Origin of the sequence: Rhodanobacter sp. K2T2, assembly GCF_013408815.1 — a bacterium.
In the GTDB taxonomy this organism is placed as follows: domain Bacteria; phylum Pseudomonadota; class Gammaproteobacteria; order Xanthomonadales; family Rhodanobacteraceae; genus Rhodanobacter.
Genome location: NZ_JACCCA010000004.1, coordinates 307,844 through 333,899 on the forward strand (window position 1 = coordinate 307,844; position 26,056 = coordinate 333,899).

Below are 26,056 nucleotides of genomic sequence, written 5' to 3' on the forward strand. Positions count from 1 at the left end.
AAGTTCAGAACTCCTTCCATGCTCCGCTGTCGGCGGTTTCCGCGGCGCGCGGCGCTTGGGCACGGGGTGCGGCTGTCTTGCGCACGGCCGCGAATACCGCCTGAGTTTCGATCTCAGCCACCTTGCTCTCCACGCGCGGGGCGACTGCAGCCGCGTCGTTATCGCCCACAACCCGGAAGAAGCCGACCTGACGCGTCAGTTCGCTCGCCTGCTCGTGCATGGCACGCGCGGCGGCCGACGCCTCCTCCACCAGTGCGGCGTTCTGCTGTGTCATTTCATCCATCTGCGACACGGCGTTGTTGACCTGGTCGATACCGGCCGACTGTTCCTGGCTCGCCGCGGCGATCTCGGCAACGATGTCGGTCACTTTCTTCACGCTGTCGACAATCTCCGCGAGCGCCTTGCCTGACTGATCCACTAGCGCTGTGCCGGTGTGCACCTTGTCGGCGCTGTCGTTGATCAGCAGCTTGATTTCCTTGGCGGCGCTGGCGCTGCGCTGTGCCAGGTTGCGTACCTCGGTGGCCACTACCGCAAAGCCACGACCCTGTTCGCCGGCGCGAGCGGCTTCCACGGCCGCGTTGAGCGCGAGCAGGTTGGTCTGGAAAGCGATCTCGTCGATCAGGCTCACGATGTCGGAAATCTTGCGGCTGGAACTGTTGATCTCGCGCATGGCGGTGACCGCCTGCGATACCACCTCACCGCCCCGCTCGGCCTGTTCGCGGGCACCGCGTGCGAGCTGATTGGCGTGACTGGCGTTTTCGGCGTTCTGCTTGACGGTGGAGGTCATCTCCTCCATCGACGACGCCGTTTCCTCGAGGCTCGACGCCTGCTCCTGCGTGCGCTGGCTGAGATCGTCATTGCCGCGAGCGATCTGCTGCGCCGCCGTGCTGACTTCATCGGAACCGTGACGGACGTCGTTAACAATATCCACCAGGCGCATGTCCATGGCACGCAGGCCGGCCAGCAGACGCGACAGCTCGTCGGTACCGCGCACCTGGATATCGTGCCCGAGCTTGCCCTCGGCTATTTCACCGGCCAGCCTGGTCGCGTAGTTCAACGTATTGACAATGGAACGCACCAGGATGACCGAGCTCACCAGCGCAAACAGCAGACCGATCAGCAGAGCGGCCATGGTGATCATGCGGACACGCTGATAGCTGCTCACCTGCGCCTGGAAAATCGCCGCGGCTTCAACGCGCTGCGCTTCCATCAGCTTCGCCAGCGCCTGCTGACGCTGCATCACCAGCGGGCGCATCTCCATCTGCAGCAAATCCTGCGCCGACGGGTCGTTCTGCTTCAGCGCATCGACAACATCGCTCTTGGCTTGGGCCATGTCCTTGTCGGTGGATTCATACTCCTTTAATGCCGCGGCCACCGCCGGACTCTTCGGCTGCAGCGAGAACCGCTTCATCAGGTCGGTCCCTTCGTTCTCGAGACGATCGTAATCCGTCAGCTTCTGCTTAATCTGCTCCGGCTTGCCGACCAGGTTAGCGGCCTCACCAAGCGCGATGAAACACTGCAGCGCGCTGGTCCCTATGTGGGCCACCATCAGCGTCGGCGCCATCTCACCTTCGTAGATCTGTCGCGTGCCGTCGTTCTGTCGCGCCATCGATCCGAGGCCGATGGCCGCGCCGGCCAGCAGCATAAAGCTGAGCAAGGCAACCAGCCCGTAGAGGCGCGCACGCACGCTACGCAGGGAAAACTTCAGTAGAAACGAGGGCATTCTCATTCTTAACTCCAATCAGGCCACAGCCTTCACATCGCCAACCGCGTTAAGCGCGGTATCCAGTAGCTGCACGTCCTGCGGCTGCAATAATTTGTCGGCGTCGAGCAGCAAGACCATCCGCTCGCCGATCGAGGTCAGACCCTTCAGGTATTCGGTGTCGACCGCCGTGCCCATGTCGGGTACAGGACGCAGGTGCGTGTCTTCAATGTCGAGCACATCGGATACCGCATCGACGACGATGCCGAACAGCCTGCTGGCGACCGTGATGATCACCGTCACCGTGGTGGCGTTGTATGCCTCGCGACTCAGGCCGAAGCGCAGCCGCAGATCGAGCACCGGCACGATCGCACCGCGCAAATTGAGCACGCCCAGCACGTACTGCGGAGCCTGCGGGATGCGTGTCACCGGCGTCCAGCCGCGGATCTCGCGCACGGCCAGGATGTCGATGCCGTATTCCTCCTCGGCAAGATTGACGGTGAGGTACTGCGTAGTGATATTGGTGTCGGAAATTGACTGACTCATGGGCATTCCAGATAACAAAGGTCAGGCGCTGGGTAATGTATCGACCGGTACGAAGCGGGCTTGAGCGGGGATCGGTAGATCGGCGCGTATTACGCCGCTCGACGTCGGGACTGCATGCGCGCCAGTCCGGCGACATCGATGATCAATGCCACCGATCCATCGGCCAGAATGGTCGCGCCGGAAATACCTTCGATGCGGCGATAGTTAGCCTCGAGCGACTTGACCACCGCCTGCTGTTGGCCGATCAGGCCGTCGATGAACAGGCCTACCCGACCGCCGTCCGCTTCGACCACGATCACCAGACCATCCTCGATCTGCTGTTTTGCACCGACGCAACCGAAATGCTCATGCAGACGAACGATCGGCAGGTAGGCGTCGCGAAAGCGGAACAGTTCACCGCCGCCGATCACGCTGCGCACGGCATCCGCTTTCAGCTGTACCGATTCGACGATCGATACCAGCGGCACGATGTAGCACTCCTCGCCTACCGCCGCGCTCAAACCGTCGATGATGGCCAGCGTCAGCGGCAGCGTGATGGTGAAGGTCGTACCGTGGCCCGGACGACTCGCGATGGCGACGCTGCCGCCCAGATCCACCACGTTGCGGCGTACCACGTCCATGCCCACGCCACGTCCCGACAAATCGGTGGTGGTGGCTGCCGTGGAAAAGCCGGGCTGAAAAATCAGCTCGTTGACAGCATCGTCGGACAGATTGTCAGCGGACGAAATCAGACCTTTCTGCATGGCTTTGGTCACGATGGCGTCGCGGTTGAGACCGGCACCATCGTCGACGATTTCCACCACGATCGAACCGCCGCGGTGAAACGCCTCCAGTCGCAGCGTACCGCTTTCCTGCTTGCCAGCCGCGCGGCGTTTTTCCGGCGTTTCCAAGCCGTGATCGATGGCGTTGCGCACCAGATGCACCAGCGGGTCGCCGATTTTTTCGAGCACGGTTTTGTCCAGCTCGGTGTGCTCGCCCACCATGTCCAGCTTCACCTGCTTGCCCAGTTTTTGGCTCAGATCGCGCACCAGTCGCGGAAAGCGGTTGAAGACCGAGCCGATCGGCAGCATGCGTATACCCATCACGCTTTCCTGCAGCGTGCGGGTGTGTCGGGCCAGCTGCGCCAGGCCTTGCTGCAGCAGCGCGAGTCGCGTGGAATCGAAATCTTCGCGGAACTGATCGAGCATCGCCTGCGTAATCACCAATTCGCCGACGAGGTCGATCAGGCTGTCGATCTTGTCGATGCCGACGCGAACCGAGCCGGCATCGTTGCTGCTGGCCGGCGTATTTTTCGGCGCGCCGCTCGGCATCGTTGGCGCGGGTGCCACATCGATATCTTTGGCCGGCAGCGTCGGCTCGACCGAACTCACCGTCGCGCTCATGGGTTCGATGCGCAGATCGCATTCGCCCTCGACCCAGTCGAACACCGCCGCAATGGCGTCCCGGCCCGCCGTGCCGGTCAGCTCGAGACGCCAGCCCAGATAACATTCGGACGGCTCGAGTGCGTTCAGTGCGGGCACGCGATCGAGCTGCGCTTCGACCGACAGCGAGCCCAATTCGGCCAGTTCGCCGAACAGGCGCAGGGGATCGTTGCCACCGGCCAGCATGCCGGCGTGCGGCCGAAACTCGATGATCCATCCATTGGCCGTCGACGCGGCGGCAGCGGTTGGTCCCGGCACGGCCGAAGCGGTGCGGCCGACGGCCGCTGCCAATTGCCGGCGAAGATCGTCACTTTCCGCATTGGCCAGCGGCTGCCCGGTCTGGGCGCGATCGAACATGCCGCGCAGACAATCCACCGTGCGCAGCAGCAGTTCGATGATCGGCCCGTCGATCGCCCGTCGATCGTCGCGCAACTCGTCGAGCAGCGATTCGGCCTCATGGGTGAACGCGGCCATATCCGGAAAGCCGAAGGTTGCCGCCCCCCCTTTGATCGAATGCGCCGCGCGAAAAATGCGGTGTATCAGCTCCGCATCGACGGCGCCCTGATCCAGCGCGAGCAGCGACGCTTCCATGGCCTCGAGACCTTCCAGGCTTTCTTCAAAGAAGACTTGGTGGAACTGCTCCAGACTGACCATGCTCATGGCGTTCTCCGCTCAGCCGAGAACGCGACGAACGGTCGCCAGCAGCTGCTCGGGATCGAACGGTTTGACCAGCCAGCCAGTCGCGCCGGCGGCCTTGCCTTCCATTTTCTTTTCAGGCGTCGATTCGGTCGTCAGCATCAGGATCGGCACGCCCTTGTAGTCAGGCTGCGTGCGTAACTCCCGCACCATGCTGAGGCCGTCCATCACCGGCATATTGACGTCGGCCAGCACCAGATCGAAGCGCGCGCCGCGCGCCGCATCCAGCGCAAGCTGCCCGTTCTCCGCCTCGCTCACCTCATGTCCGGCCCCACGCAGGGTAAATGCCACCATGCCGCGCATCGAAGCCGAATCGTCTACCGCAAGAATCTTTGCCATCGTCTTTCCTCAAGTTCAGGCTGGCATCGCAGCCGGTAATACCAGGGCCTGGGTCAGGCCAAGCCGTTCTGCCGCCTCGCGCAGCGGCGCGCTCACGTTGGCCCAGGCGACATGCTCGCCACGCGTCTGCGCATCGCGATGAACCGCCACCAGCAGCTGCAACGCCGCCGTGTCGACACGCGTCACAGCCGCCGCATCGAGCGTGCTCGACGGCATGGCCAGGCACTGCTCGCGCAGCGCCGGGAGTTCCGCCATACGGCAATCGGCGGGTAGTTCGATCGTCGCCGTCGGACAGTCTGCCGCACCGCTTCTACTGCTCTTGCCCACGCGCTTAACCTCGCCGAATATGTCTGTGCGTTGGACTTATCGGCCGGCACGGCCACAGCTTTAGGATCGATCCACGCGCATGGCCGGCGACCAAACTCAAGTTCTTGCTAAATCGGCCGATATTTCCTGACGATCGCGGGGAGAAGAAACTTGACGCGATCACTGGCGGAGGAGCCGCGCGTGATCATTCAACCAACTAGCGTCGCCGCACTTACCTGGCTCGGTGCCGCTGCCGGTGCCAGCGCCGAAGGTTGGCGCATGGGCAACGTGCTGTCCGCGCGTCCACTGGGTTTCAACGACCAGGGTTTGCTCGTCTTGCAAATCGGCGCGCTGACCGTCGAAGCCGAGGCGCCCGGCACTCAGCTACCGTCGCAGTTTCAGGTTCGGGTGCTGAGCCTGGGGCCGCAGCCGCTGCTGGAGATCATCGGGGCGCAAGCCGCTGCGGATACCAGCGTCAATCAGGCCATGCGCGAGCGACTGCCGCAGCAGAACGGCTACGCTCCGCTCTTGGCCACGGTTTCCGCATTGGCACAATGGCCGGTGCTGCGTCAGCTTCCCACCTATGTGCGCAATGCGCTGGCGCTGCTCGAACACAGCATGAGCACGACGGACGAATTGGCCACCGGCGATGGACTGCGTCGCGCGATCGAACGCAGCGGGCTGTTTCTGGAATCGCAGCTCGTCCAACCTGGTGGCGATGAGGCGAGCGCCGGCCAGGGCGACTGGAAGGGTGCCCTGCTGCGCTTGCTCGACGCTTTGAACAATCAACCCGCGCTGCGCGACGATAGCGCCGGCAGCGTCGCACCGCCGCTGCAGTCGCGCGGGATGACGCCACAAGGCCGTCTGACCCTGCCGCCCGAACTGGCCGACAACAGCGAGGCCGCCAGTTTCCTCCCGCGGCTGCGCACCGATGTACAGGCCGCGCTGGCCAGGCTGGAAGTGGCGCAACTGGAGGCCAGCAAAGTACCGGCCTGGATGATCGAGATTCCGGTGCAGGGTGAGCAAGGTGCCGACGTTCTTCAGATAAGGCTGGAGCAGCACGACGGCGACAGCGAACAACGCCAGCACTGGACGCTCGGCTTCGCTCTCGATCTGCCGTCGCTGGGTCCGGTCCAGGGCGAACTCGTGCTGCGCGGCCTGCATCTGTCCGTTCGACTGTGGGCCCTGCTGCGCGAGAGCACCGCGCGGCTGGAGCAGCAGTTCGACAACCTGCGTGCGGCGCTCGCCGTCAGCGGCCTGAGCCTGGATCAGTTGAGCTGCCAGACCGGCCTGCCTCAGGCAGAAGCCAGCCGCAGCGCCGTGTTTCTCAAGGCCACCGCATGAATCAGCCGCTGCTACCGTCGCCGCAACGCAAGGTCGTGCTTCGCCTGTCCAGCGGCACCGAGGCATCACCGATACCGCCAAGCCTCAATGCGGATGAACTGGAGACATTGCTCGAGCGCGCCCGCGCGCTGGGTTTGCCCTTGCACCATGACGGCCAGATCGCCGCCTTGCTGACCTCGCTGCGCATGAGCAAGGACGTGCCGCCGCTGCTCTATAACGCGGCGGCAGCAGTGCTGGCGAGCGTGTATGCCGCATCCACCGAAGGCTAAGACTCGGTATGGCTGGGTCCGCCGTCAGCTACGGTCGGCGTAGAGACGTTGAACCAGCTCCGCTTCGTTGCGCGACAGGCCGCAACGCTCCATCAGAACCTCCAGCGCGCTGCCTTCCCGGGCCAACTGCTGGGCCAATTCGTAGTTGTGCATGACGGCATGCTGGACGGGGCCGGTCGGCGCAGGCGCAGGAGTGAGCGGTAAGGTGCGGGTGACGCTTCGGCTGCGCTCATCGATTCGCCGCAGGCGTTCATCCAGAGCGTCCAGCCGATGCTCGATCTTACCGAGGGTGCTGGTCGTCAACAGGGCCGGCACGTTGTTGGCCTGCGTGATCAGATCGCGCCGCAACCGGCGCCCCTGATACCAGAGCAGCGCAAAAGAACCGGCTTGCAACAGCACCAGCAAAATCAGCAACGCTGCCTCAAGCCACACGGTGCAAATCCGGGGCCAGCCGACACAGTCGGGGTACATCGAGGAGCGCCACAAAGTGCCCTTGCCAGGCGAGCACGGCCTGTACCGGATCGTCGTCGTGTTTCGATCGATTCGGCGGCGGGGCATCGATCGCCTCGGCCGTCGGTCGCAGGATGTCGCCGACCGCATCCACTCGCAAACCCACCCGATGGCCTTCATAGGCAAACACCACGATGCGCACGGACTCGGCATCGCCCGTTGGCGCGGCATCCAGGCCGAGGCGGCGGCGGCCGTCGATCAGCGGCACGATGTTGCCGCGCAACTGGCAGATACCCAGCAGATCGTCTGCTGCGCCCGGCACCGGCGTGGGAGCATGATCGTGAATGACTTCACTGACGTGACTCAACGGTGCGGCGTAATGCTGCCCGGCCAACTGAAACGCCAGCCAAGGCTGCCGCGCGATCGTGTCGGCATGGTAGGGATGACTCATACGCTTGGATTACCTCGGTGGTCGCGATCCAGCATATCCAGAAGTGCCACGACATCAAGCACCGCGCGGCGGCCGTTCTTGCACATACCGCCAAGCCATGGGCGATGACGGCGTTCGGGGCGCGCCACCCGCCAGTCGATATCCGCACTGGCGATGCGCGAGGTTTCCTCTTCGGTGCTGCGACAGGCCAGAGCCCAGCGCCAGCCGTGGAGCACGACCAGCATATCGGCCGCAGGCTCATGCAGATGGTCGGCAAGAATGCGCGCGAGGTCGACAACGCGTACGGATCGACGGGTTTCACCGTCGTCGGCCTGCACCTTATCGCCTTCAACGGAAGACGCCGGCAGGATGTCGGCGACTTGGTTCATCGGTATGGCGACCACGACACCGGCTGCGGTGCATATGAGGTAACCGCTGGTCGACGGCGGCCATGACGAGTCCCGCTCCACGGCGGCGGCAGGCAGCGGTGACGGCGCGTCGCTGAGCAGGTCGTCCAGATAATCGTCGACCGCCTGGAATGCGGGTAGCGTGTCGCCATTCATGCCGAGGCTTCCGTGAAAGTTCGTCCGGCCGCAAGCAGTTCGTGCAGGAGAGCGCGGTAACTTTCGGTGCTTTGCCGGGCCGCCGGCCAGCACGTCAGCGGCTGACCGTGCTCGGCTGCCTCGCAAATCTGCGGATCGACTGCAATCACCTGTCGAGTCACCGTGTGCCGATAGCGCTCACGCAAGCTCATCAGTGAGACCCGGCTGTGCGCTGCGCCGAGGTCGTACATGGTCGGCACGATCCAATGCGGCAGCACGCGCCCCATCGAACGCTCGATCATTTGCATACTGCGCAGCATGCGCTCGAGTCCGTCCAGAGCAAGTGCCTCGGTCTGCGTCGGCATCAACAACCGCTGCGCCGCGGCCAGCGCGTTGATCATCAGCAGGCCGAGCGTGGGCGGACAGTCGAGCAGCACGTAGTCGTATACATTGTTGAGCATGGTCAGCGCATTGGCGAGAATCCTTCCGGTTCCCTTGTGTGCGGCCAGTTGACGATCCAGCGTGGCCATCGGTGCCGCCGCCGGCAGCAGCCACAGACCACTGTGTCCGGTACTCCGCGCCAGGCTGGCGATCGTGGGCGGATGATGTTGGCGGAAGAGCTCATACACGCTGCCCATGCCGCTGAGGTCTTCCAGTGAGAAATACCCGCTCAACGATGCGTGCGGGTCCAGATCCACCAGCAGCACGCGCATGCCCTCTTCCGCAAGCAAAGCGCCCAGCGTGGCAGTCGTGGTGGTCTTGCCCACCCCACCCTTTTGATTGGCGATAGCCCAGATATCCACGCGTCAGTCCTTGGCGTCCAGATGCGCCGTCGCCATGGCCGGTCTATCTGCGCCGGCGATGACGAGCGGTGGCGCTATAGCTGGCGGCATCACGGTAGGAGACAAAGCGGAGGCTTGCACCGCGGTGGGCGCGGTTATCGGCGGTGAAGTGGCGATCGGAACCGATGATCGGCCATCGGGCACGTTGGGATCGGTATCCGCCGTGTGATTGATCTGATCGCTGTGGCTGTAAAAGCGTGTCGGCGCCTCGGGATTGCTCAACACGACGACCAAGACACGGCGATTGCGATTGCGGCCGTCCTGGCTGAGGTTGTCCGCCGACGGATGGTATTGGCCCCAGCCGACAATCCCGAGTCGATCCGGCTCTACGCCATGATCGGCGAACAGCCGCGCCACGCTCGCTGCGCGCGCAGCGGACAATTCCCAGTTGGACGGATACAGCGCCGTATTGATCGGCACATCGTCGGTATAGCCCTCGACCCTCAGCGGGTTGGCAAAAGGCGCAAGGATCTGGCCGAGATTGGCGAGGATCTGATTGGCCGATGGCGATAGCGTTGCCACCCCACTGGGAAACAGGATATCTGTGCGGATTTCGATTTCCAGCCAGTTGTTGGTGCGCCTGACGACCACCATGTTTTTGTCGATCAGCGGCTGCAACGCGTGTTCGACCTGGCTGCGGATGCGCTCCAGATCTTGTCGATCGTTACCGGGTTTGTCTTGGCTTGCCTGCGCCTGCGGCTTGATCGGAACGAGCATGGCACGCGTCGGTACCGGCGGCGGAATGCGCGCCAACGGTGCGCTGGGTATGGGTGACGGTACGGTGGCCTGCATCGAGGCGCTCGCCGGCAAATTGCCCGACGGCACCGGCCGAATCACCTGCCGCGTGCCGTTGAAGGCTTCGGAGATCGACTGCGCCAGCGCTCTGTATTTGCTCGTGTTGACACTCGACATGGCATACAAAACCACGAACAGCGCAAGCAGCAGGGTCAGCAGGTCCGCATAGGGAATCACCCAGGCTTCGGTGTTGACGTGCTCTTCGTGTTTTTTTTTGCGTCTCATGCGAGATAGCCCTGCAGCTTGCTTTCTATCTGGCGAGGGTTGTCGCCCTGCGCGATCGACACGAGTCCCTCGATGACGATCTCTCGCACCTGGGTCTGTTTGTTGATCAGCGCCTTCAGGCGCGAACCGATCGGCAGCAGCAGCAGGTTGGCCAGACTGATGCCGTAGATCGTCGCAACGAAGGCCGCAGCGATGCCGTGACCGAGCTTGTTAGGATCGGTGAGATCGCGCATGACCGCCATCAGGCCCAGCACGGCGCCGATGATGCCCATCGTGGGCGAATAGATTCCCGCATTTTCATAGACTTTCGCGGCATTCAGATCCGCGTGTTCGCGCGTTTCCAGTTCGACTTCCAGCACGCTACGAATGGCCTCCGGTTCGTTGCCGTCGACCAGCATCTGCATGCCCTTTCGAATGAACGGGTCGGACTCGGCGTCGATCTGCGGCTCGAGGCCGAGCAGGCCCTGGCGGCGGGAAATTTCGCTCCAGCCGACCACCCGGCTGATCAGATTTTCCGGCTGCAGCATCGGCGGCTTGTACACCATGATCAGCATGCCCATCGCCTGCTTGAGCACGCGCCCCTGCGTGTGCAGCATTATCGCCGCGATGGTGCCGCCAAAAACGATGGTGAAGGCGGCCGGATTCCAAAGCGCCGATACGTCGGTACCTTTGAGGATGGCGCCCACGATGAGTACGGCGAACGCCAGAATGGTGCCGATGATGCTGATCAGATCCATGTCAGGCGGAGACCTTCAGCGAGGGGAGCAGTCGATCACCGTCCCCGGCCAGCACCGCCAGATCGAGCACCAGGGCGAGCTGACCGTCGCCGGTCACGGTGGCGCCGGCCACGCCGGGCACGCCGTCGAACAGCGGCCCCAGCGGCTTGACCATCACGTCTTCGCGACCGATGACCTCGTGCACCAGACAGCCCAGATGCAGATGACCGACGTGCAGCACCACCACATGGCCGCCCGCGTCATCGTCGATCCCGGCCCAGCCGGCGAGGTCGCCGAGCACCAGGGCACGACCGCGATGGGCGACGACGCGACGACCGTCCAGCGCATGGTCCTGCGCCGCGTTCAGCTCGAAGACCTCGCTGACGTTGCCCAGCGGCAGCGCGAACAAGCGGTCGCCCACGCGCACCATCAGCACACGCAGGATCGCCAGTGTCAGCGGCACCGTCAGCTCCAGCGTGCTGCCATGACCCAGACGCGAACGAACCTGCAACGTGCCGCCTAGCTCGGCCACGCGCGTCTTGACCACGTCCATGCCCACGCCGCGACCGGAAATATCCGAAATCGTGGCGGCCGTGCTGAAACCGGGGCGGAAAATCAATTCATAGCATTCGACCTCGGACAGATGCGCCGCCTGCGCGGCATCGATCACGCCTTTCTCCACCGCCTTGCGTCGCAGCACCTCCGGGTCCATGCCGCGGCCGTCGTCGCTGACCGAAATGACGATGCGCTCGCCGCGCTGGCTCGCCGCCAGGCGCACGCTGCCCTTGCGCGGCTTGCCGGCCCGCTCGCGCTCCGATGGCGTCTCCAGACCGTGGTCGACCGCATTGCGCAGCAGATGAACCAGCGGATCGGCCAAGGCCTCGACCAGACTGCGGTCGAGATCCGTGTCCTCGCCTTCCTGGATCAGTTCGATCTCTTTGCCCAGCTGTCGCGCGAGGTCGCGCACGATCCGAGGAAAGCGCTGAAACAGTCGGCCCACCGGCTGCATCCGCATGCCGAGCACGGCGGTTTGCAGCTCGTTGGAAATCCGATCGAGCTCGCCGGCGGCCACGCTCAGCGGCTCGCTGTCGATGCGCGAAGCCAGGGTCAACAGCCGATTGCGCGCCAGCACCAGCTCGCCGGCACGATTGAGCAGCGTATCGAGCTTGGCGGTGTCCACGCGCACAGTGGTTTCCGCGGCGGCCGTCGGCTTGGCTGGCGCCGCGGTCGAGGCGCTTGCGGCCGCGGCCGTCGGGAGAGGCTCTACCATCGCCGTGGCAACAGGCTCCGGCATGGGGTCGGCAGCCGCCGTTTCGGTCACACCGGGCGCCACGCCTTTTCCGTGCAATTGGTCGAGCAGCGCTTCGAATTCGTCCGCCTCGATCACGCCAGCGCCAGAGGACGGCACGTTGCTTTTTGCCGCCGGTGCCATCGGCACCTCGGCAGCATCCGCCCCAGGCGCACCGCCCGTACCGTAAAGACTGTCCAGCAGCGCTTCGAACTCGCTCTCGGTGATATTCGCGTCGGACGCACTCGCCGTAGCCGATGGGGATTCGCTCAACTGATCCAGCATGCGCTCGAAAGCCTCTTCGACCGTATCGGTGTGGATGCTGCCTTTCACGACCCGGGCGCTGCCGATGTCCGGCTTCGCGGCGACGGGTCGCAAACGATCCAGCAGCGAAATCGGCGGGGGCGTCAACGGCGTCGATGCGTTCAGCGCATCCATCATGCCGTTGAGCTGGTCCAGCGCTTCGAGCAGGGCATCCATCTGCGCCGAACCGAGCACCACGGCACCGTTGCGCGCCTCGTTGAGCAATTCTTCCGCGCAATGACACAATTGCACCATCGGTTCGATCGCCAGAAACCCGGCGCCGCCCTTGACCGTGTGGAAAACGCGGAATACCGCGTTCAGTAGTTCCCGGTCCAGCGGCGCGGTTTCCAGCTGGATCAGCTGCTCGCCCAGCCGCAATATCAATTCGCCGGCCTCCACCAGAAAATCGTCGCGTAGTTCACGGTCGAGCGTGGGATCCATCAGCTGGCGTCCCTTAGAATCCGAACTCGCTGAGCAGGCGATCGGCTTCGTCCTGGCTGGAAACTTTGGCCACGGCCTCGGGCTTGTCGCCCGATGCCAGGGAACCGGTCAGGCGCACCAGCTCGAGCAGCGAGGTTTCGACCGATTCGATGAAGCTGACCACTTTCTTGATGCGCTGCCCGGACAAGTCCTGCCAGGACTGCGCCATCACCATGTCATCCAGCCCTTCGCCGCATTTTTCGGCAAAGGCGATGGCCTGGTGAGCCAGTACTGCGGCCGGGTCGGTCGTGCCTTTGGCGAAGTCGAGCACTTCGGCGGCATTGGCCGACAGCGCCACTGCTTCCGGGCGCATGCGGTCGGCGAAGTCGAGACTGCGATGGGCGGCCTTCGCGCTCATGTCGAGCACTTCCACCAGATGTTTGCGTGCGTCTGCCATGCTTTCCGGCACACCTTCGAACGTCAGCTCGCCACCGAGGCGGCGCATGGCGCCATGAAGATCGCGGGCAAGCCGGCCCAGCGCACGGAACAAATGCTGTTCGCGCTCTCGCACGATCCTGTCCAGCGCCTGCTCGAAGGCAAGCCCATCCTCGCTGTTGAGCAAGGCCAGCACTTCGGGCGGCAGGTTTTCGATGACGTCGGACTGGATCGCGCTCATGCCGTGGCTCCTGCGGCGGCCAGCCGTTCGAAGATTTTTTCCAACTTTTCACGAAGCGTAATGGCCGTGAAAGGTTTGACGATATAACCGTTCACGCCTGCCTGAGCGGCGGCGATGATCTGCTCGCGATTGTTTTCCGCGGTCACCATGAGTACCGGTAATCCTTTCCACTTGGGTTCGGCGCGAATCGCGCGCAGCAGGTCGATGCCAGTCATGTTGGGCATGTTCCAGTCGGTGACGACCATGTCGAATGCCGTTGTCCGCATTAGGGCAAGCGCATTCTCGCCATCGTCGGCCTCCTGGATCAGCGGATTGCTGAAACCGAGCTCCACCAGGAGGTTGCGAACGATTCGGCGCATGGTGGAAAAATCATCGACCACCAGGATTTTCATATTCTTGTCCAAACACTCTCTCCACTAGCCCTGTCCAGGGCGACTGAGGCAGCACATAAAATCCACGACCTGCGGTGGATATCGGCACTGCACAGACCAGTCGGTCCTGAGGCGATACCGAATCCAACACACCACTTTGTTTGCCATGCGCCGCGCGTCAACCGTCGTTCTTTCCCACGTCCCTCATTCAAGCGGCGCTGATCGGCGCATTACGGGCTGGCGTCGTCGCACCATGCGCCCATCCGCGAACGCAGTCTGATCAGCGCCTGCCCATGGATCTGACACACGCGCGACTCGGTCACACCCAGTACCAAACCGATCTCCTTCAAATTCAACTCCTGCTCGTAATACAACGACATCACCAGCTGCTCGCGGTCAGGCAGGGTAGTGATTGCCTTGGCCAGCGCCGTGCGCATCCCGCTGCGCTCGATCCGCTCCTGCGGACTCAGACCGCTCTGGTCGACGATGTCCATCGCGCCGCTGCCTTCGCCACCGTCGCCATCGTCAGGCGCCGTAAGGCTCAGCAAGCGGGCACCGGCAGCATCGGCCAACACCTGGTGATACTCCTCGACGCTCATGCCCAATCGCCGCATCACCTCGGCAGCGTCGGCATCTGCGCCCGTCTCGTTCTCTATCTTGCGTACCACCTCGGCGACTTCCCGGGCCTTGCGATGCACCGATCGCGGGGTCCAGTCGGTGCGCCGCAATTCGTCGAGCATCGCGCCGCGGATTCGTATACCCGCATAGGTTTCGAAGCTCGCGGAGCGATCGGTGGCGAAATTGCGCGCGGCCTCCAGCAAGCCGATCATGCCGGCCTGCACCAGATCGCCCACATCCACGCTGGGCGGCAGACGCCCCATCAAGTGGTAGGCGATGCGACGCACAAGCGGCGCATGCTGCCTGACCAGCTGATCGGCTTCCGCACGCTGTAGCTGTAGGTATTCCGAAGCGACACTCATCCTCACCACCCCGCTGCCGAAGCGTTCTGACCGCTGAAAAAGGCGATCCGACCAAGATCCGGATACACGGGCTCTTTCCATGTATCGACCGCACTGGCCATTTGCTTAAATCCCATGGCTGAACGACTGGATGGCCACAGATCGACTACCGCACCCTGGCGCTTGATCGCCTGTCGCAGCCGCTCGTCATGCGGTACGACGCCCATCAAACTGAGCGCCACATCGAGGAAGCGCTCACTGACGCGAGCCAGTTTCTCGTAAAGAAGCCTCGCCTCGCCCGCGTGCCGGACCATGTTGGTGACAATATGGAATCGCCGCACGCCGAAATCCCGGCTGAGCAATTTGATCAACGCGTACGCATCGGTGAGCGAGGCCGGTTCGTCGCACACCACGACCAGCACATCGTCGGCCGCCGCCGCAAACATCATCACGTCGTCCGATACGCCGGCGGCGGTGTCCACCACCAGGTACTCCGGCGGAACGATCAGATCGTCGAAGGCGCGGATCACGGCCGCGTGCTCGCCGTTGCACATCTGCGCCAGCTGGCGTGCACCCGAGCCGCCCGGCACCACTTTCAGCCCATGCGGCCCCGGGATGATCAGGTCCTGCAGCGAGCAGTTGCCTTCAAGCATATGTCCCACGTGCCGCAACGGCGTCAGGCCCAGCTGCACATCGACGTTGGCGACGCTCATATCGGCATCGAGCAGCATCACGTCGCGACCGGCCATCGACATCGCCATGGCCAGATTGACCGCCACGGTCGTCTTGCCCACGCCGCCCTTGCCGGCCGCTACGGTCAGCGTTCGTGTCGGGCGCCGCGGTGGCGTCATCGCGCGAAGACTGGATGCCTGATGCAGCACTTCCGCATCGCGCGGCCGCGGCGACGGCGGTGCCGCAAACAGATTCTGCAAACCCCAAGCTTGATCCACCGGAATAGCCCCGTTCATAGACTTGCCACCGCCAGACCGAATCGCTCGGCCATTTCCACATCGTCGACAGCCGGAGCGAGGCGCCGCTGAACCTGCGCGGCCCGGCACACCAGCACGCGCGCATCGGCGGCGCTGATGTCTTCGGGCACACGCTGGCCGTCCGTCGTGCAGTCCAGCGGCAGACGGTGACGAATCAGCACCGACAGCACGCCGCCCAGGCTCGGCGCTTCGTCCAGCTTGGTCACGATGCACGCCTGCGGCTGCAGCGGAAGGTAGGCGCGCACCGAATCGTCCAGCGACGACGCCTGCGCGTTCGCCGCCAGCACCAGACAGGTACGCAAGCGACCGTCGCCGTTGGCCTGGCGCAATACCTCCTGCTGCTGTTCAAGACGCGGGTCGCTGCCGGCAACGCCAGCGGTGTCGATCAGCACGGTGTGATGCTCGCTCAGACTGTCCAGCGCCCTAGTCAGGCTGGCGGCGTCGTGCGCCGAATAGACGCGCACGCCGAGCAGGCGCCCATAGTGTTCCAGCTGCGCCGCGGCCCCGATACGGTAATGATCGGTGCTGATGAGCGCGACCTTGCCCGGACCGTGGCGCATGACCGCGCGCGCGGCGAGTTTGGCGACGGTGGTGGTCTTGCCCACGCCGGTAGGCCCGACCAACGCGGTAATGCCACCGGTCTCAGCCAGATCGCGGCCGCTGACTTTCAGGTTGCGGCTGAGCAGACCCAGGGGCAAATAGCGCGCCTGATCGGCGCTCAGCTGCTCGGGCAATTCTTCGATCAACTGCCGCGCCACATCCGTTTCGATACCCAGGCGTGTCATGTCGCGCAGCACGCGCGCACGCATCGGGCGACGGCGCTCCATGTCATTCCAGGCCAGGCTCGACAACTGCTGTTCGAGCAACTCGCGCAGGCCGCCCAGCTCAGCGCGCATGCGCGCCGCCTCGAGCACGTTTTGTTCGACGATCGGCTGCAGCGTGGACAGTTCGCTCGGCGGTACCGGCATCGGCGGCGGCGAAACCTGCGCACGACGTTCGGCCGTCGCGGGACCGGCGACGGATTCAGGCATCGGTGCACCGTGCCGTGCGGCCTCACGAACCAGCGTTTCGTCGTAGTCGATGGCCGCGATGATCTCGATGCCATCGTCGAGTCGGCGAGTAGAAAGAATCACCGCATCGGCGCCTTGATCCGCGCGCACCTCACGCATCGCCTGGCGCATGTCCGCGGCAAGAAATCGCTTGATCTTCATGGACGGCTCCGGCGCAGCCTTTGCGATGCCTTAAGAACGTCGAATGCCGATGGATCGACTCGCGCCTTCAACGTGATTTTTTCAAACTTCATGCCGCGCTCCGTTACCCATCGTTCGACCTCGTCCCTCAACGCCCCAGGGCCTGGACCAGCCTGACTCGGCGGTTGTCCGGCACCTCGTTATAGGCAAGCACATGCAGGTTCTGCGCCACATGCCGAGTGAACCTGGCCAACCACGGTCGGAGCTGCGGTTGAACCAACAACACGGCCGGTTCGCCACTCACTTCCTGACGCTGGGCGGCCTCGGCCACTGTCTGCTGCAAACGGTCGGCCAGGCCCGGTTCCACCGCCGCACCGCCGACGCCGCTGCTCGAAAGAGAGCTGAGCAAAATCTGTTCCAACTCCGGTGCCAGCGTCAGCACCGGAATTTCGGTACCCAAACCGGCGATTTCCTGGACGATCTGCCGACCCAGCGCAACGCGTACCGATGCCGTCAAGGTGCCGGGATCCTGACTCTGCCCGGCGTGCTCCGCCAAAGACTCGACGATGCTGCGCATGTTGCGGATCGGTACCCGCTCCGCCAGCAGGTTCTGCAGCACCTTGACCACGACACCCAGCGCGAGCCGCTTGGGCACGAGATCTTCCACCAGCTTTGGCGCGCTCGTGGCGAGGCGGTCCAGCAACTGCTGGACATCCTGATGACTGAGCAATTCGTGCGCATGGTTCTGCAGCAAATGCGACAAGTGGGTCGCGATCACCGTGGCCGGGTCGACCACCGTATAACCCAGGCTTTGCGCGTGGTCGCGCTGGCTGCCTTCGATCCACACCGCCTCCAGCCCGAAGGCCGGATCGCGTGTGGTCAAGCCTTGCAGGGTGCCATGGACGCGGCCCGGGTTGATCGCCATGTAGCGCTCGGTATACACCTCGGCCTCGCCCATCGGCACACCCATCAAGGTGATCCGGTAGGTGTTGGGAGCCAGATCCAGGTTGTCGCGAATATGGACCGCAGAAACCAGAAAGCCGAGCTCCTGCGACAGTTTGCGGCGCACCGACTTGATCCGGCCCATCAGCTCGCCGCCCTGATTCTTGTCGACCAGCGGAATCAATCTGTAGCCGACTTCCAGGCCGACCGGGTCCACACTGGCAACATCCTCCCAACCCAATTCGAGCCGTTCGGCCGGCAGCGGTGCCGGCAGCGCCTCGGCCGCGGCCTTGGCCACGCCGGCTTTCGCTTCCGCGTCGCGGCGCTTCATCATCCAGGCGGCGGCTCCGCATGCCGATGCCAGGATGAGGAAGGCGATATTCGGCATGCCGGGAATCAGCCCCATCACCAGCAGCACTACGCCGGCCACGGCCAGCGCGCGCGGCTGTGCGAACACCTGGCCGATCACCTGCTTGCCCATGTCCTGCGACTTGGAAACGCGCGTGACGATGACCGCCGTGGCGACCGACAGCATCAGCGACGGCACCTGGGCCACCAGACCGTCGCCGATGGTCAGCAGCGTATACGTACGCGCCGCTTCGCCAGCGGAAAGACCGTGCTGCATGATGCCGACGAAAAAGCCGCCGACGATATTGATCAGCAGGATCAGAATGCCCGCCGTGGCATCGCCGCGAACGAATTTCGACGCACCGTCCATCGAACCGTAGAAATCCGCTTCTTCGCGCACCTCCTGCCGGCGATCGCGCGCCTGATCCTGGGTCAACAGGCCGGCGTTGAGATCGGCGTCGATCGCCATCTGCTTGCCGGGCATCGAGTCCAGAGTGAAGCGTGCAGTCACTTCCGACACGCGCGTGGCGCCTTTGGTGATCACCACGAAGTTGATGATGGTGAGGATCGCGAACACCACCAGACCGACCGCGAAATTCCCGCCGATCACGAACTCGCCGAAGGCCTCGATCACCTTGCCTGCCGCGCCGGGACCATCGTGACCGTGCAGCAGCACCACGCGGGTCGAGGCGATGTTGAGCGCCAGCCGCAGCAGTGTCGCCATCAGCACCACCGTCGGAAACGCGGCAAACTCGAGTGGCCGCATCACGTAGACGACCGCCAGCAGAATGACCAGCGACAGCGCGATGTTGAAGCTGAAAAGCATGTCCAGAATGAACGGCGGCAGCGGCAGCATCAGCATCGCCAGCATCGCCAGCATCACCACCGGCGCACCGACGCCGCGGCGGCTCACCTGCTTGAATGTTTCGAATGCGCTTGTCGTGGCCATGCCATGCTGCCCTGGTGGTGTGCTGCGTTGTTACGGTTCGCGGTAACGGCCCTGCAAGTCTGGATCGACCTCGGGTCGCGGCGGCGGCGGAATGGGGTCGCCGTGTTCGGTCGCCTGCCGCAGCTGATAGACGTAGGCAAGAATCTGCGCGACCGCGACGTACAGCGCCGAAGGAATCTCCTGGCCAAGCTGGGTGGTGGCATACAAGGCCCGCGCCAGCGGCGGCGCTTCGACCAGAGGGATGCGATGCGCTGCAGCCACCAGACGAATCTGCTGGGCCAGCACGTCGGCGCCCCTGGCGATCACGCGCGGCGCGCGCATGCGGCTGTCGTCGTATTTCAGCGCCACCGCAAAGTGGGTCGGGTTCACCACCACGACATCGGCCTTGGGCAACTCCTGCATCATGCGGCGGCGTGAGAGCTGCTGCGCCACCTGCCGAATGCGATTCTTCAGTTCCGGGCTGCCGTCGCTGTCTTTATGCTCGTCGCGCACTTCCTGCTTGGTCATGCGATGACGACGGTTGTAATCGAAGCGCTGCCAGAGTGCATCGATGCCACCGATAAAACCGAGCACCAGGCCGAACGTCAGTCCGGCTTGTCCCAACAGCTTGAGCATTTCGCCGATACCGGCACGCACCGAGCCGGTGCCGGTCGCCAGCACGGCGGACTCGGCATGTCGCAGCAGCAAGACCAGCGCCCCGCCGATAAAGCCGAGTTTCAGCAGCGACTTGCCCAACTCGACCAGACCGTTCATGGAAAACAGCCGGCCGATGCCGGCGATCGGATCGAGTCGATCGAACTTCGGCTGCAGCGCCTGCGCGCTGAAGCTCAGACCACCGATCAGGATCGGAGCGGCCAGGGTGCCAAGCACGGTCGCCATCAGCACGGGCAGCAGCAGCGCTATGGCCTCATGTCCCGCCGCGGACAACACGCGCAGCGGCAACTTATCGGTGAACAGCGCCTCGCGCGGATAGCTCATGCCCAGCCGGTAGATCTGCCGGGCATGGCGATACATCGGCTGGCCGTTGGCCAGCAGTGCGGTGACTCCCGCCAGCACGATCATGGCGCCGCCCAGATCGCGCGAACGCGGAACCTCGCCTTTGTCGCGCGCATCCTGCAGGCGTTTTTCCGAGGCCTGTTCGGTGCGGTCTTCGTTTTCCTGCTCGGCCATACGCGCGCCTCAGCCGCCGAGCAGCTGACGCATCAGCGCCGACGCAGCGCTCTGCAACGCGCCGTACGAGCTGGCCAGACCGCGCATGGCCAGCCACAGCGCGATGAAGCCCATGCAGATGCTGATCGGAAAACCGACCGCGAAAAGATTCATCGACGGCGCCGAACGGCTGATCGCGGCAAAGCCGATATTCACCAGCAGCAGCGCGGTCATCGCCGGCAAGGCCACGCGAAAGGCGCCCGCAAAAAGGTCGCCACCGGCAGCTAGCACCGCGAACAAGGCATTGTTGCTGAGCCCCGACACACCCGGCGGCAGCGTCCGAAAACTGTCGGCGAGCAAGGCGATGACCTGCAAATGGCCATTCATCGCCAGAAACAGCAAGGTGACCAGCAGCAGGTAGAACTGACCCAGCACAGGCACGCTGCCGCCGGAAGTGGGATTGATCAGTTCGGCAAAGCCCAGGCCCATGCTTTGGCCGACCAGGATGCCGCCGTAGGAGACCGCCTGAAACACCAGCTGCAGCACAAAGCCGACGCTGCCGCCGATCAGCATCTGACTGGCGATCGTGGCCACGCCGGCAGCGCTGAACATATCGCGCTGGACCGGCGACAAGGGCGCCAGCACGAAGGTCAGCAGAACCACGGTCGCCACGCGGATTCGCGTCGGCAGCACGGTGGCACCGAAGATCGGCGCCACCAGGCAAAAGCCGCCCACGCGACCGAGCGCCCACAACATGCCGTTGAGCCAGCTCATCACCGTGGCCAGCTCCACGCTGTTCATTTGATGGCGTCGGGCAGGCCGACGATCAGCTGGTGGGTGAATTGCACCAGCGTACGCAGCATCCATGGACCGGCAATCAGCCCGACCAGCGCCATCGCCATCAGCTTGGGAATGAAGCTCAAGGTCATCTCGTTGATCTGCGTGGCGGCCTGGATAATACCCACCAGCAGACCCACGGCCAGCGCCGTAAGCAGCATCGGCGCAGCGACAAGTATCGCCACATAAAGCGAGTGCTGACCAAACTGCAGTACCCATTCCGGCGTCATGTGTAGAAACTCCCGGCAAGCGTTCCGATCAGCAGGGACCAGCCGTCGACCAGCACGAACAGCATGATCTTGAACGGCAGCGAGATGATCGCTGGCGAGACCATCGCCATACCCATCGACATCAGCACGCTGGCCACGACCAGATCGATGATCAGAAACGGAATGAACAGCAGAAAACCCATCTGAAAGGCGGTTTTCAGTTCACTGGTGAGAAATGCCGGCATCGCCACGCGAAACGGCACCTCCTCCTTGTTGGCGTAGGGTTTCTCCTTGGCCAGGTGCGTGAACAGCTGCAGGTCGGCGTCGCGGGTCTGATCCAGCATGAAATGCTTGAACGGGGCCGCGGCCAGAGGGATCGCCTGCTCCGCACCCAGCTGGTGATCCATATACGGTTTGACGCCATCCTGATAGGCGTGGTTGATGACCGGCGACATCACGAACAGGGTCAGGAACAACGCCAGCCCGAGCAGCACCTGATTGGGCGGCGTCGATTGTGTCGCCAGCGCCTGACGCAGAAAACTCAGCACGATGATGATGCGCGTAAACGACGTCATCATGAGCAGCACGGCCGGCAACATGGTCAGCACGGTCATCAGCGCCAGCGTCTGCAGCGACAGACTCCAGTTCTGCCCACCGCCGACGTTCTGCACCGTGAATACCGGGATACCAGCCGACGATGAGGGCGTCTGGGCGATCGGCGCCACCGGCGCGATCGCGCCGCTCTGCGCGGCCGAAGCGGCCAGCGGCAGCAGGGCCAGCAAGAGACACAGCAACAGGCGCAGCATGGGTCGATTCATCAACGACGCCTCCAGCGGCCCAGCACTTCGCCAAAGCTCGGCATGGGCGTCGGTTCGGCGGCCACCGCTGGCGCCACGCCGTCATAGACGTGCAGCGTTCGCACGCCGCCCGTACCCACGCCGATCAGCAGACGCTTGCCATCGGCCTCCAGCAGCAGCACGCGTTCGCGGGTGCCGACCGATAGCGTTTCCAGGCAGCGCAGACGTCGCCCACCGGTGAACTGACGTGCCTGCAATCGGCGGCTCATCAAACCGGCCACGAAAATCAGCAGCACGATCCCGGCCAGACTCAGTACCACGCGCAACAGCTCGCCACCGACATCGATGTCGGGCGTGCTCGACGCAGCGACCGGCAACGCGACAGACAACATGCTCATCGCAGCTTGCGCACGCGTTCGGACGGACTGATCACATCGGTCAGACGGATGCCGAACTTCTCGTTGATCACCACCACCTCGCCATGCGCCACCAGCATGCCGTTGACGAATACGTCCAGCGGTTCACCGGCAGCCCGATCGAGTTCCACGACCGAGCCCTGGTTGAGTTGCAGCAGATTGCGGATGCTGATGCGCGTACGCCCCACTTCCATGGCAAGCGTTACCGGCACATCGAGAATCATGTCCAGGCTCACTTCGGCGCTTTCGCCAGGCGCCTCGTTCAAGGCATCGAATTCAACGCGCCCGTCGCCGGGAGAAAGGGGACTGCCCGTGCTGGGGCCGCTCTCGATGTTCTGACTCATGGGGCTTTCTCTTCGCTAAAGTCGAGGGTGGGTCGCAATTCGCGACGACGTACCTGGGAGTTGAATCGCACCGCGTACCGGCCGCCGGACTGACCGTAACGGCCGCGGAATATCGGGATATCTTCGGCAAATACGGTGGTCAGTTCGGGCAGGCTCAACGGGATCACGTCGCCAACGCGAAGCGACAGAAACTCGCCGATGTTTATGTGGGTTTCCAGCAGCAGCGCGCTGATCTCCAACTCGGCGTCCATCACTTCCTCGTGCAGGTTGTTGATCCAGCGATCGTCGCGCTCCACCCGATCGCTCTGCACACCCGCATCGAGCATCGTTCTGATCGGCTCCACCATCGAGTAGGGCAGCGTGAGGTGGATCTCCCCGCCACCGCCATCGAGTTCGATGTGAAAGCGCGACACCACCACGGTCTCGGTCGGACTGACGATATTGGCGAACTGCGGATTGATTTCGGAATTGAGAAATTCGAACTGCACCGCCATGACCGGCGCCCACGCTTCAACCATCGCGGTGAAAACTTCCGCCAGCAGGATCTGGATAACGCGGTTTTCGGTCGGCGTGAAATCGCGGCCTTCGATGCGCGCGTGATACCGGCCATCGCCGCCGAAGAAATTGTCGATCACGGTGAACACCAACCGCGGCTCCATCACTACCAGTCCGGTGCCGCGCAGAGGCTTGAGCTTGATCAGGTTGAGATTGCTCGGCACGGCCAGACCCTGCACGTACTCGCTGAACTTGAGCATCCGCACACCGAGCACCGAGACCTCGCAAGTCTTGCGCAGCACGCCGAACAGCGACGTACGAAAGAACCGCGCGAAACGATCGTTGACCATTTCCAGCGTAGGCAGGCGGCCGCGCACGATACGGTCTTGCTGAGTGAAGTCGTAGTCGAGGATCGCCGACGGATCCGGCGGCACGTCGCTCGCGGTTTCGACGTGGCCGTCGTCGACGCCATTGAGCAGCGCATCGATTTCTTCCTGTGAGAGTAGATCGCTCATTGCCGTGATCTCCCTTACTGCATCACGAAGCTGGTGAAGTACAGCGCATCGACTCCGGACCCGCCGAGCTTGTCGTCGACGATCTTGCGAATGGCCGCCAAGGCTTCGGACTGCAGCTTCTGCTTGCCCGCGGTGGTGCTGAGCTGATCGAACGTCTGGCTGCTGAACAGCATTACCAGCGCATTGCGAATGACCGGATCGTTGTCCTTGATGGTCTGGATCACCGCCGCATCGTGCGCCATGACGGTGACGCCGACCTGCAGGTAACGCGTGCCGTCGCCGTCCTGAAAATTCACCACGAATACTGGATCCAGCGGCAGATATAACGCCGCCATCTTCACCGGTGACGCCTTGCCGCCGGCCGCTTTCGGGGCCGACCGCATGTGGAAAAATACGAAACCGCCTGCGACCAGCGCGGCCAGCGCGATGCCCCCGATGATGATCAGCTTGGTACGGCTCTTGCGCCGACCGCCCTCGTTGGCGGCGACGGTGGTGGACTCGACTTCATCAATTTCTGCGTTGGCCATGAACGAACTCAATCTCTGGAAAAATGACTCGACGCTGTGCTGCAAACAAAACCGGGATGGACGAATCGACAGGAACGAGAGAATCCCGATCGGACCTCGTAGACATCGTTTAGCAAACGCCATGCCATCGATGCGAACGCCGCTGCGGCGGGCGTTAGGGAGAGCCCGCCCCGGTGAGCAACGTTTTCTTGACGCGTGTCGACAAGCAGACACTGCCACGGCGTGGTGATTCCGTCGGAATCCGACGACGTTGTCGTGCCAACATCGCTCGCCGGAAGGCGGCGCGTTTTGCTACCGGCACGCTACCGATGAGCGCCGGCTAAAACCGAGCTCATCGATAGTCGATGTAAGAGCCAGCTTTCATCCAAGCAAAAGGCGAACTGGCGGCCCCGCTCAGGCGAAGGCGTCGACCAGGCCGATGGCCAGCGGCGCCGACAACGGAGAAACGGCGGTGTCGATCGGTTCGACGTCGTTCGCCTGCGCAGGCGCCGACGATGCGTGCCGCTGCGAATGGTCGAACTGTTGCTGCGCCGTGTGCTGGCCGACGGTGGCCTGCCCCAACGACAGGCCTTGGCCGCCTAGCATCTGGTTGAGCTGCTGCAGGCTTTGCTGCACGGCCGCGACCGTCGCCGGATGCTGTGCCGCAAACACCACATCGACACGGCCGTGCTCGACGCTCACTTTCACGTCCAGCGGGCCGAGCTCCTGCGGGTTCAGACGGATCTGCGCCTGCTTGACCTCCTGCCCACCGAGCCAGCTGACCTGCTGACCGAGCTCCTGCGAAAAAGTGGGCGAGGTCACGTTCGCGGAGATGTTCAAGCTGTGCGGCGCCGCGCTGTTGCTCGTGGACGCAATCAATACCGGCGTCGCGAGCGCGCCACGAAGGGTGGCCAGGTCGCCCGCGTCTTGTGCCGGTCCAGCCACTGGCGTGGTGGCATCCGCCGCTGCGACCGGTGCGTTATGAGCGTTGCCGAAGAGGCTGTTGACCGAGGGCTGGGCGGAAGCATCGGTACTGGCCGCAGGCACGGTGGCGCTGTCGCTGTTGTCGTCGCCGGCATCGTCGGCGGACGCCGTTTCAGCATCATCCGTGGCCGAGAATGCACCGGTCGCTTTGCCCGGCATCGGCGCCACCGCAGCGGTGATCGAGAGTGATGTAGCGGATGTTGGCGTGCCGCTGTCGTTCGACGATGCAGCCATCTGGCTGGTGGAAACAGGCGCCGGCATCGGCGATGACATCGGCATGCCGGTCACCGCCGGCTGCCCGGGCTTGGCCTCAGCGCCTTGGGGCGGTGTCTTGCCCGCCGACTTGCCATCGGTCGGCGCGGTTGTCGGCGCAGCGGCATCGCCCGACGATTGCTGGATCAACCCCAGCACTTGAGTGGCCGTCGGGACCGAACTGTCGGCGTCGGCGCCATCGTCGTCGGTTGTTTGGTCCGCCTTGCCGTTCGCGTTGGCGCTGGCCGTGCTGGCCACGTTGGCTGGCGACGACTGGGCGCTGGAGGAGCGGCTGTCCACAGCGTCGACACCGTCGGATGCCTGCGACTGCCGATACTGCACGTCCTGCAGATGCGCGTTGAACGTTGCGCTGTCGGCACGCTGATCGACCGGCGACGGCGGCGTGGTCGAACTCGCCGGGCTTGGAGCGGGTCGAGGTGCGATTATCGGAATGGCGCTCATGCGGTGGCACTCTTGCTCGACGGATTACCGGT

General features: G+C 63.7%; 29 protein-coding genes. 2 read left to right on the forward strand and 27 right to left on the reverse strand.

Annotated elements, in window-relative coordinates; translation table 11 throughout:
- Positions 1-4: 4 nt before the first annotated feature.
- The 5 genes from HDE78_RS08825 to HDE78_RS08845 form a co-directional block, all read right to left on the reverse strand.
- The gene (locus HDE78_RS08825) at positions 5-1,729 is read right to left on the reverse strand and encodes a methyl-accepting chemotaxis protein (protein ID WP_179478335.1); all 1,725 of its coding nucleotides are present in this window, start codon (positions 1,727-1,729) and stop codon (positions 5-7) included.
- A gap of 12 nt (positions 1,730-1,741) precedes the next feature.
- Positions 1,742-2,248 carry a chemotaxis protein CheW gene (locus tag HDE78_RS08830; protein ID WP_179478337.1) on the reverse strand — a complete coding sequence of 169 codons (507 nt, stop codon included), beginning with the start codon at positions 2,246-2,248 and terminating at the stop codon, positions 1,742-1,744.
- A gap of 89 nt (positions 2,249-2,337) precedes the next feature.
- On the reverse strand, positions 2,338-4,329 hold the full coding sequence (locus HDE78_RS08835; RefSeq protein ID WP_179478339.1) for a chemotaxis protein CheA: 1,992 nt from the start codon (positions 4,327-4,329) through the stop codon (positions 2,338-2,340).
- A 12-nt stretch (positions 4,330-4,341) separates the two neighbouring features.
- Positions 4,342-4,704 (reverse strand): response regulator, encoded by a 363-nt coding sequence (locus HDE78_RS08840; RefSeq protein ID WP_179478341.1) that lies wholly within the window; start codon positions 4,702-4,704, stop codon positions 4,342-4,344.
- Between the two features lie 15 nt (positions 4,705-4,719).
- A complete protein-coding gene (locus HDE78_RS08845) occupies positions 4,720-5,031 on the reverse strand; it encodes an STAS domain-containing protein (protein WP_345776044.1) in 312 nt (103 codons plus the stop codon).
- 180 nt (positions 5,032-5,211) lie between these two features.
- Here HDE78_RS08845 and HDE78_RS08850 point away from each other — a divergent pair, with 180 nt between their 5' ends.
- Together HDE78_RS08850 and HDE78_RS08855 are read left to right on the forward strand one after the other, a co-directional pair.
- A complete protein-coding gene (locus tag HDE78_RS08850) occupies positions 5,212-6,354 on the forward strand; it encodes a flagellar hook-length control protein FliK (RefSeq protein ID WP_179478345.1) in 1,143 nt (380 codons plus the stop codon).
- On the forward strand, positions 6,351-6,623 hold the full coding sequence (locus tag HDE78_RS08855) for a flagellar biosynthesis protein (RefSeq protein WP_179478347.1): 273 nt from the start codon (positions 6,351-6,353) through the stop codon (positions 6,621-6,623). The genes HDE78_RS08850 and HDE78_RS08855 overlap by 4 nt, the downstream gene beginning before the upstream one ends.
- A gap of 24 nt (positions 6,624-6,647) precedes the next feature.
- On the opposite strand, the gene HDE78_RS08860 is transcribed toward HDE78_RS08855, so the two are convergent.
- The 22 genes from HDE78_RS08860 to HDE78_RS08965 form a co-directional block, all read right to left on the reverse strand.
- The gene (locus tag HDE78_RS08860; RefSeq protein WP_345776045.1) at positions 6,648-7,055 is read right to left on the reverse strand and encodes a DUF2802 domain-containing protein; all 408 of its coding nucleotides are present in this window, start codon (positions 7,053-7,055) and stop codon (positions 6,648-6,650) included.
- The gene (locus HDE78_RS08865) at positions 7,045-7,524 is read right to left on the reverse strand and encodes a chemotaxis protein CheW (protein ID WP_179478351.1); all 480 of its coding nucleotides are present in this window, start codon (positions 7,522-7,524) and stop codon (positions 7,045-7,047) included. Before HDE78_RS08865 ends, HDE78_RS08860 begins: the two co-directional genes overlap by 11 nt.
- Positions 7,521-8,066 carry a hypothetical protein gene (locus HDE78_RS08870; protein ID WP_179478353.1) on the reverse strand — a complete coding sequence of 182 codons (546 nt, stop codon included), beginning with the start codon at positions 8,064-8,066 and terminating at the stop codon, positions 7,521-7,523. Before HDE78_RS08870 ends, HDE78_RS08865 begins: the two co-directional genes overlap by 4 nt.
- On the reverse strand, positions 8,063-8,848 hold the full coding sequence (locus tag HDE78_RS08875; protein WP_179478355.1) for a ParA family protein: 786 nt from the start codon (positions 8,846-8,848) through the stop codon (positions 8,063-8,065). Before HDE78_RS08875 ends, HDE78_RS08870 begins: the two co-directional genes overlap by 4 nt.
- Positions 8,849-8,851: 3 nt before the next feature.
- Positions 8,852-9,907, reverse strand: coding sequence for a flagellar motor protein MotD (motD, locus tag HDE78_RS08880; protein ID WP_179478356.1), 1,056 nt, complete (start codon positions 9,905-9,907; stop codon positions 8,852-8,854).
- Entirely contained in the window at positions 9,904-10,644 is a 741-nt protein-coding gene (locus HDE78_RS08885; RefSeq protein WP_179478358.1) for a flagellar motor protein, read from the reverse strand. Before HDE78_RS08885 ends, motD begins: the two co-directional genes overlap by 4 nt.
- Before the next feature lies 1 nt (position 10,645).
- Complete coding sequence (locus tag HDE78_RS08890) at positions 10,646-12,655, reverse strand: chemotaxis protein CheA (protein WP_179478360.1); 2,010 nt, start codon at positions 12,653-12,655, stop codon at positions 10,646-10,648.
- A 13-nt stretch (positions 12,656-12,668) separates the two neighbouring features.
- Complete coding sequence (locus HDE78_RS08895) at positions 12,669-13,310, reverse strand: protein phosphatase CheZ (protein WP_179478362.1); 642 nt, start codon at positions 13,308-13,310, stop codon at positions 12,669-12,671.
- Positions 13,307-13,714, reverse strand: a complete 408-nt coding sequence (locus HDE78_RS08900) for a chemotaxis response regulator CheY (protein WP_179478364.1) — start codon at positions 13,712-13,714, stop codon at positions 13,307-13,309. The genes HDE78_RS08895 and HDE78_RS08900 overlap by 4 nt, the downstream gene beginning before the upstream one ends.
- 197 nt (positions 13,715-13,911) lie before the next feature.
- The gene (locus HDE78_RS08905) at positions 13,912-14,661 is read right to left on the reverse strand and encodes an RNA polymerase sigma factor FliA (RefSeq protein ID WP_179478366.1); all 750 of its coding nucleotides are present in this window, start codon (positions 14,659-14,661) and stop codon (positions 13,912-13,914) included.
- A gap of 2 nt (positions 14,662-14,663) precedes the next feature.
- A complete protein-coding gene (locus tag HDE78_RS08910) occupies positions 14,664-15,608 on the reverse strand; it encodes a MinD/ParA family protein (RefSeq protein WP_179478368.1) in 945 nt (314 codons plus the stop codon).
- Positions 15,605-16,840 (reverse strand): flagellar biosynthesis protein FlhF, encoded by a 1,236-nt coding sequence (gene flhF, locus HDE78_RS08915; protein ID WP_179478370.1) that lies wholly within the window; start codon positions 16,838-16,840, stop codon positions 15,605-15,607. Before flhF ends, HDE78_RS08910 begins: the two co-directional genes overlap by 4 nt.
- Before the next feature lie 127 nt (positions 16,841-16,967).
- Complete coding sequence (flhA, locus tag HDE78_RS08920) at positions 16,968-19,058, reverse strand: flagellar biosynthesis protein FlhA (protein ID WP_179478372.1); 2,091 nt, start codon at positions 19,056-19,058, stop codon at positions 16,968-16,970.
- A gap of 30 nt (positions 19,059-19,088) precedes the next feature.
- Positions 19,089-20,228: a flagellar biosynthesis protein FlhB gene (gene flhB, locus HDE78_RS08925; protein ID WP_179478374.1), complete on the reverse strand. Its 1,140-nt coding sequence runs from the start codon at positions 20,226-20,228 to the stop codon at positions 19,089-19,091.
- A 9-nt stretch (positions 20,229-20,237) separates the two neighbouring features.
- A complete protein-coding gene (gene fliR, locus HDE78_RS08930) occupies positions 20,238-21,008 on the reverse strand; it encodes a flagellar biosynthetic protein FliR (protein ID WP_179478376.1) in 771 nt (256 codons plus the stop codon).
- Positions 21,005-21,274, reverse strand: coding sequence for a flagellar biosynthesis protein FliQ (gene fliQ / locus HDE78_RS08935; RefSeq protein ID WP_179478378.1), 270 nt, complete (start codon positions 21,272-21,274; stop codon positions 21,005-21,007). Before fliQ ends, fliR begins: the two co-directional genes overlap by 4 nt.
- Complete coding sequence (gene fliP / locus HDE78_RS08940) at positions 21,271-22,071, reverse strand: flagellar type III secretion system pore protein FliP (protein ID WP_304624650.1); 801 nt, start codon at positions 22,069-22,071, stop codon at positions 21,271-21,273. Before fliP ends, fliQ begins: the two co-directional genes overlap by 4 nt.
- Positions 22,071-22,448, reverse strand: coding sequence for a flagellar biosynthetic protein FliO (locus tag HDE78_RS08945; protein ID WP_255457713.1), 378 nt, complete (start codon positions 22,446-22,448; stop codon positions 22,071-22,073). The genes fliP and HDE78_RS08945 overlap by 1 nt, the downstream gene beginning before the upstream one ends.
- Positions 22,445-22,810 (reverse strand): flagellar motor switch protein FliN, encoded by a 366-nt coding sequence (gene fliN / locus HDE78_RS08950; protein WP_179478381.1) that lies wholly within the window; start codon positions 22,808-22,810, stop codon positions 22,445-22,447. The genes HDE78_RS08945 and fliN overlap by 4 nt, the downstream gene beginning before the upstream one ends.
- Positions 22,807-23,820 carry a flagellar motor switch protein FliM gene (gene fliM, locus HDE78_RS08955; RefSeq protein ID WP_179478383.1) on the reverse strand — a complete coding sequence of 338 codons (1,014 nt, stop codon included), beginning with the start codon at positions 23,818-23,820 and terminating at the stop codon, positions 22,807-22,809. The genes fliN and fliM overlap by 4 nt, the downstream gene beginning before the upstream one ends.
- A gap of 14 nt (positions 23,821-23,834) precedes the next feature.
- Complete coding sequence (locus HDE78_RS08960) at positions 23,835-24,347, reverse strand: flagellar basal body-associated FliL family protein (RefSeq protein WP_179478385.1); 513 nt, start codon at positions 24,345-24,347, stop codon at positions 23,835-23,837.
- Positions 24,348-24,740: 393 nt separating this feature from the next.
- Positions 24,741-26,024, reverse strand: coding sequence for a flagellar hook-length control protein FliK (locus HDE78_RS08965; protein WP_179478387.1), 1,284 nt, complete (start codon positions 26,022-26,024; stop codon positions 24,741-24,743).
- Positions 26,025-26,056 lie beyond the last annotated feature (32 nt).

Excerpts from the sequence above, each read along its gene's own strand:
- HDE78_RS08825 (WP_179478335.1), bottom strand. The coding sequence starts at position 1,729 with ATGAGAATGCCCTCGTTTCTACTGAAGTTTTCCCTGCGTAGCGTGCGT.
- HDE78_RS08830 (WP_179478337.1), bottom strand. The coding sequence starts at position 2,248 with ATGAGTCAGTCAATTTCCGACACCAATATCACTACGCAGTACCTCACC.
- HDE78_RS08835 (WP_179478339.1), bottom strand. The coding sequence starts at position 4,329 with ATGAGCATGGTCAGTCTGGAGCAGTTCCACCAAGTCTTCTTTGAAGAA.
- HDE78_RS08840 (WP_179478341.1), bottom strand. The coding sequence starts at position 4,704 with ATGGCAAAGATTCTTGCGGTAGACGATTCGGCTTCGATGCGCGGCATG.
- HDE78_RS08855 (WP_179478347.1), top strand. The coding sequence starts at position 6,351 with ATGAATCAGCCGCTGCTACCGTCGCCGCAACGCAAGGTCGTGCTTCGC.
- HDE78_RS08865 (WP_179478351.1), bottom strand. The coding sequence starts at position 7,524 with ATGAGTCATCCCTACCATGCCGACACGATCGCGCGGCAGCCTTGGCTG.
- HDE78_RS08870 (WP_179478353.1), bottom strand. The coding sequence starts at position 8,066 with ATGAATGGCGACACGCTACCCGCATTCCAGGCGGTCGACGATTATCTG.
- motD (WP_179478356.1), bottom strand. The coding sequence starts at position 9,907 with ATGAGACGCAAAAAAAAACACGAAGAGCACGTCAACACCGAAGCCTGG.
- HDE78_RS08885 (WP_179478358.1), bottom strand. The coding sequence starts at position 10,644 with ATGGATCTGATCAGCATCATCGGCACCATTCTGGCGTTCGCCGTACTC.
- HDE78_RS08890 (WP_179478360.1), bottom strand. The coding sequence starts at position 12,655 with ATGGATCCCACGCTCGACCGTGAACTACGCGACGATTTTCTGGTGGAG.
- HDE78_RS08895 (WP_179478362.1), bottom strand. The coding sequence starts at position 13,310 with ATGAGCGCGATCCAGTCCGACGTCATCGAAAACCTGCCGCCCGAAGTG.
- HDE78_RS08905 (WP_179478366.1), bottom strand. The coding sequence starts at position 14,661 with ATGAGTGTCGCTTCGGAATACCTACAGCTACAGCGTGCGGAAGCCGAT.
- HDE78_RS08910 (WP_179478368.1), bottom strand. The coding sequence starts at position 15,608 with ATGAACGGGGCTATTCCGGTGGATCAAGCTTGGGGTTTGCAGAATCTG.
- flhF (WP_179478370.1), bottom strand. The coding sequence starts at position 16,840 with ATGAAGATCAAGCGATTTCTTGCCGCGGACATGCGCCAGGCGATGCGT.
- flhA (WP_179478372.1), bottom strand. The coding sequence starts at position 19,058 with ATGGCCACGACAAGCGCATTCGAAACATTCAAGCAGGTGAGCCGCCGC.
- flhB (WP_179478374.1), bottom strand. The coding sequence starts at position 20,228 with ATGGCCGAGCAGGAAAACGAAGACCGCACCGAACAGGCCTCGGAAAAA.
- fliR (WP_179478376.1), bottom strand. The coding sequence starts at position 21,008 with ATGAACAGCGTGGAGCTGGCCACGGTGATGAGCTGGCTCAACGGCATG.
- fliQ (WP_179478378.1), bottom strand. The coding sequence starts at position 21,274 with ATGACGCCGGAATGGGTACTGCAGTTTGGTCAGCACTCGCTTTATGTG.
- fliP (WP_304624650.1), bottom strand. The coding sequence starts at position 22,071 with ATGAATCGACCCATGCTGCGCCTGTTGCTGTGTCTCTTGCTGGCCCTG.
- HDE78_RS08945 (WP_255457713.1), bottom strand. The coding sequence starts at position 22,448 with ATGAGCATGTTGTCTGTCGCGTTGCCGGTCGCTGCGTCGAGCACGCCC.
- fliN (WP_179478381.1), bottom strand. The coding sequence starts at position 22,810 with ATGAGTCAGAACATCGAGAGCGGCCCCAGCACGGGCAGTCCCCTTTCT.
- fliM (WP_179478383.1), bottom strand. The coding sequence starts at position 23,820 with ATGAGCGATCTACTCTCACAGGAAGAAATCGATGCGCTGCTCAATGGC.
- HDE78_RS08960 (WP_179478385.1), bottom strand. The coding sequence starts at position 24,347 with ATGGCCAACGCAGAAATTGATGAAGTCGAGTCCACCACCGTCGCCGCC.
- HDE78_RS08965 (WP_179478387.1), bottom strand. The coding sequence starts at position 26,024 with ATGAGCGCCATTCCGATAATCGCACCTCGACCCGCTCCAAGCCCGGCG.